This is a genomic window from Streptomyces sp. ICN903 (assembly GCF_022015835.1).
GTDB lineage: Bacteria > Actinomycetota > Actinomycetes > Streptomycetales > Streptomycetaceae > Streptomyces > Streptomyces fenghuangensis.
Window position 1 is genome coordinate 1 of record NZ_JAKMAY010000383.1, and the last position, 4,653, is coordinate 4,653.

4 protein-coding genes and 1 pseudogene are annotated in these 4,653 nt (G+C 76.5%); all 5 read left to right on the top strand.

What is annotated here, in order from left to right; translation table 11 throughout:
• Positions 1-208 (top strand): annotated as a pseudogene (locus L7D48_RS26095) (hypothetical protein); the annotation flags it as partial.
• Positions 209-215: 7 nt separating this feature from the next.
• Positions 216-1,046, top strand: a complete 831-nt coding sequence (locus L7D48_RS26100; protein ID WP_237883135.1) for a TlyA family RNA methyltransferase — start codon at positions 216-218, stop codon at positions 1,044-1,046.
• A gap of 77 nt (positions 1,047-1,123) precedes the next feature.
• Complete coding sequence (locus tag L7D48_RS26105) at positions 1,124-2,011, top strand: NAD kinase (protein WP_206348298.1); 888 nt, start codon at positions 1,124-1,126, stop codon at positions 2,009-2,011.
• 133 nt (positions 2,012-2,144) lie between these two features.
• A complete protein-coding gene (gene recN, locus L7D48_RS26110) occupies positions 2,145-3,896 on the top strand; it encodes a DNA repair protein RecN (RefSeq protein ID WP_237883137.1) in 1,752 nt (583 codons plus the stop codon).
• Between the two features lie 205 nt (positions 3,897-4,101).
• The coding region (locus L7D48_RS26115) for a glycosyltransferase (protein WP_237883139.1) at positions 4,102-4,653 on the top strand (552 nt) is incomplete at its 3' end.

Here is a 4,653-nt window from a genome sequence, read left to right on the forward strand (position 1 = left end):
GAGGCCCCTGGGGGTGCGGGTGGCCCCCACCGGGGACGCTGGTGTCGACGCCCGGCTGCGTCGCCTGGCGGACGCCGACCACCTCGCCGTCTCCGGGCATCTGGAGGTGTACGAGGATGTGCACCGCGGGCTGCGTGACACGCTGACCGCGCTCGACCAGCGACCCGGGCCGCCCGCACCGGGCGCGCCGCACAACCCCGGGAGCTGAACCGCACGTGGCAGCGTCACGAAACCAGCGTGGCCGGCGCAACCGGCTCGACGCGGAGCTGGTGCGCCGCGGCCTGGCCCGCTCGCGCGAGCACGCCGGCCGGCTCATCGCCGCCGGCCGGGTCGCCGTCGGCGGCGCCACCGCGACCAAACCCGCCACCCAGGTGGAGACCGGTGCGGCCGTCGTCGTGACCGAGGACGCGGCCGACCCCGACTACGTCTCGCGCGGTGGCCACAAGCTGGCCGGCGCCCTGGAGGCGTTCACCCCGCGCGGGCTGACCGTGGCCGGGCGGCGGGCGCTGGACGCCGGGGCGTCCACCGGCGGCTTCACCGACGTGCTGCTGCGGGCCGGCGCCGCGCGGGTGGTGGCCGTGGACGTCGGCTACGGGCAGCTCGCCTGGTCACTGCAGAGCGACGAGCGGGTGCTGGTGCGCGACCGCACCAACGTCCGCGAGCTGACCCTGGAGCAGATCGGCGGTGAGCCGGTGGACCTCGTCGTCGGCGATCTGTCCTTCATCCCGCTCGGCCTGGTGCTGCCCGCCCTCGCGCGCTGTGCGGCGCCCGGGGCCGATCTGGTGCTGATGGTCAAACCGCAGTTCGAGGTGGGCCGGGAGCGGCTGGGCAGCGGGGGTGTGGTGCGCAGCCCGGCCCTGCGGGCCGAGGCGGTCCGCACCGTCGCCGGCCAGGCGGCGGAACTGGGTTTCGGAGTACTCGGGGTGACCGCCAGTCCTCTGCCGGGCCCCTCCGGTAACGTCGAGTACTTCCTGTGGCTGCGTGCCGGGGCACCCGAACTGGACCCGGCCGATGTCGACCGAGCCGTGGCGGAGGGCCCCCAGTGACCACGCAGAGCACGAAGCAGAGCACGACCGCGCCGGCCGCCGAGAGCGCCGGGAGCGCGGAGGGCGCGGGGCGGACCGTGTTCCTGATCACCCACACGGGCCGCCCGGCCGCCGTCCGCAGCGCCGAGCTCGTCGTCCAGGGGCTGCTGCGCAACGGCATCGGTGCGCGCGTCCTGGCCCAGGAGGCGGCCGACCTGACGCTGCCGCCGTCCGTGCGGACAGTGGCGGACGGCGAGCCCTGCGAGAAGGCCGTGGAGGGCTGCGAGCTGATCGTCGTCCTCGGCGGGGACGGCACGCTGCTGCGCGGCGCCGAGTTCGCCCGGGCCTCGGGGGTGCCGATGCTGGGGGTCAACCTCGGCCGGGTCGGCTTCCTCGCCGAGGCCGAGCGCGACGACCTGGACAAGGTCGTGCGGCGGGTGGTCGCGCGCTCCTACGAGGTGGAGGAGCGGATGACCGTCGACGTGCTCGTCCTCAACGACGGGGACGTCGTCCACCGCGACTGGGCGCTGAACGAGGCCTCGGTGGAGAAGGCCGCCCGCGAGCGGATGCTGGAGGTCGTCGCGGAGGTCGACGGCCGGCCGGTCTCCCGTTTCGGCTGCGACGGTGTGGTGTGCGCCACGCCCACCGGTTCGACGGCCTACGCCTTCTCCGCGGGCGGGCCGGTGGTCTGGCCCGAGGTCGAGGCGCTGCTGCTGGTGCCCATCAGCGCCCACGCGCTGTTCGCCAAGCCCCTGGTGACCACTCCCGATTCGGTGCTGGCCGTCGAGGTGCAGCCGCAGACCCAGGGGGGCGTCCTGTGGTGCGACGGGAGGCGCACCGCCGAACTGCCCGCCGGGGCCCGGGTGGAGGTGCGGCGCAGCGCGGTGCCGGTGCGGCTGGCGCGGCTGCACCACGCCTCCTTCACCGACCGCCTGGTGGCGAAGTTCGCCCTGCCGGTGGCCGGGTGGCGCGGGGCGCCGCACTGACCGCGCCGCGCCGGCCCGCCCGCCACGCCGACCGCGTCCGCCGGGCCGGTCGTGCGTGCGCGAGGCGGGGTGGAAGGGGCGCGCGGGGCGTGCGGTGCGGACCGTGAGTGGGGATCCTGCCGTGGAACCTCGTATGGTCGTATCCGTGTTGGAGGAGATGCGGATTCGGGCCCTGGGCGTGATCGATGACGCCGTCGTCGAGCTGTCCCCCGGCTTCACCGCGGTGACCGGCGAGACCGGCGCGGGCAAGACCATGGTCGTCACCAGTCTGGGACTGCTGCTCGGCGGACGGGCGGACGCCGCCCTGGTGCGGGTGGGCGCCAAGGCCGCCGTGGTGGAGGGCCGGATCGTGCTGCCGCCCGACGCGCCCGCGGCGCGGCGCGCCGAGGAGGCGGGCGCGGAGCTGGACGAGGGCGTACTGCTGGTCAGCCGGACGATCTCGGCCGAGGGGCGCTCGCGCGCCCACGTCGGCGGGCGCTCGGCGCCCGTCGGCCTGCTGTCGGAGCTGGGCGAGGACCTGGTCGCGGTGCACGGTCAGACGGACCAGCAGGGCCTGCTGCGGCCCGCCCGGCAGCGCGAGGCGCTGGACCGTTACGCGGGCGAGGCGGTCTCCGTCCCGCTGGCCGAGTACGGCCGGGCCTACCGGCGGCTGCGAGCGGTCTCCGCCGAGCTGGCCGAGCTGACCACGCGTGCCCGCGAGCGCGCCCAGGAAGCCGATCTGCTGCGCTTCGGCCTGGAGGAGATCGCCGCGGCCGAGCCCCGGGCGGGCGAGGACGCCGAACTGGCGGCCGAGGCCGAGCGGCTCGGCCACGCCGAGGCCCTGGCGTCGGCCGCGGCCACCGCCCACGGCGCGCTGGCCGGCGATCCGGCCGACCCGGAGTCGGTGGACGCGGGCGCGCTGGTCGCCGGCGCCCAGCGCGCGCTGGAGGCCGTGCGGTCGCACGATCCGGCGCTGGCGGCGCTGGCCGACCGGCTGGGCGAGGTGGGCATCCTGCTGGCGGACGTGGCAGGGGAGCTGGCCGGGTACGCCGACGACCTGGACGCCGATCCGGCGCGGCTGGCCGCGGTCGAGGAGCGCCGGGCCGTCCTGTCCCATCTGACCCGCAAGTACGGCGAGGACACCGCCGCCGTCCTGGCATGGGCCGAGGAGAGCGCCGCCCGGCTGGCCGAACTCGAGGGAGACGACGACCGGATCGGGGAACTGGCCGCCGAGCGCGATGTGCTCCGCGCCGAACTGGCCGCTCTCGCGCAGCGGTTGACACAGGCGCGGACGGAGGCCGCCAAGCGGTTCGCCGACGCGGTCACCGCCGAGCTGGCCGAGCTCGCCATGCCGCACGCCCGCGTCACCGTGGAGCTGCGGCAGCACGAGACGGCGGACGAGGAGTCGGGGATCGAGGTGGACGGGCGGCCGGTCGTCTTCGGCCCCCACGGCGTGGACGAGGTGGAGCTGCTGCTCGCCCCGCACCCCGGCGCCCCGCCCCGCCCCATCGCCAAGGGCGCCTCGGGCGGTGAGCTGTCGCGGGTGATGCTCGCCGTCGAGGTCGTCTTCGCGGGCACCGCCCCGGTGCCGACCTATCTCTTCGACGAGGTGGACGCCGGTGTGGGCGGCCGGGCCGCCGTGGAGGTCGGGCGGCGGCTGGCGCGGCTGGCGAAGTCGGCGCAGGTCGTGGTCGTCACCCATCTCCCGCAGGTCGCGGCGTTCGCCGACCGGCATCTGGTGGTGGAGAAGACCTCCGACGGCTCGGTGACGCGCAGCGGTGTGAAGACCCTCCGGGGCGAGGACCGGGTGCGCGAGCTGTCCCGGATGCTGGCCGGGCAGGAGGACTCGGAACTCGCCCGCGCCCATGCCGAGGAGCTGCTGGAGGCGGCCCGCTCCGGCATCTGACGCCGGGCTTCGGGCTCCGTTCCGGCCGCTCGTGTTTCACCCGTACGGCGTGGCGTCGCGCCGGGGCCGGGGTGGCATCCTGGAGGCGCCGCACGGCCTGTACGCCGTACGCTGCTGTGCGTGATCCGCGGCCCCGGCGGGGCGGGTCCGCCGGTCCGAGCCGTCCGAATCCTTCGAGCCCTCATCCCAGGAGCCCCGGCACCCAGTGAAGACCACCCCGGTTCCACCGCACGGCAGGCCGCCGCTGCACGTCGTGCAGGTGATCGGCGGCGGCAGCGCCCGCGTCTGCGCACATGTGCGCTCCCTGACCGCCGGGCTGGTGGCGCGGGGGGTGCGGGTGACCGTCTGCGCGCCGCCGGGTACCGAACCCGACTACGGCTTCACCGGCCTCGGCGCCCACTTCGTGCCCCTGTCCTGCGGTACCGGGCCCGAAGCGGCCGCGGTGCTGCGCGCGGTGTGCGCGGACGCCGCGGTGGTGCACGCCCACGGGATGCGCGCCGGTGCGCCGGCCGCCCTGGCGCTGTGCGGACGGCGCCGGACGCCGCTGGTGGTCACCTGGCACGCCCGGGCCCAGCCGGCGGGGGTGAGGGCCCGGCTGATGCGGTTGCTGGAGCGGCGGGTGGTGCGGGCCGCGCGGGTGGTGTTCGGCACCACCTCGGACCTGGTGGACCGGGCCCGCCGCCACGGCGCCCGTGACGCCCGGCTGGCTCCGGTGACCGTGGCCGTGACGGGCGAGAGGTACGGGGGGTACGGGGAG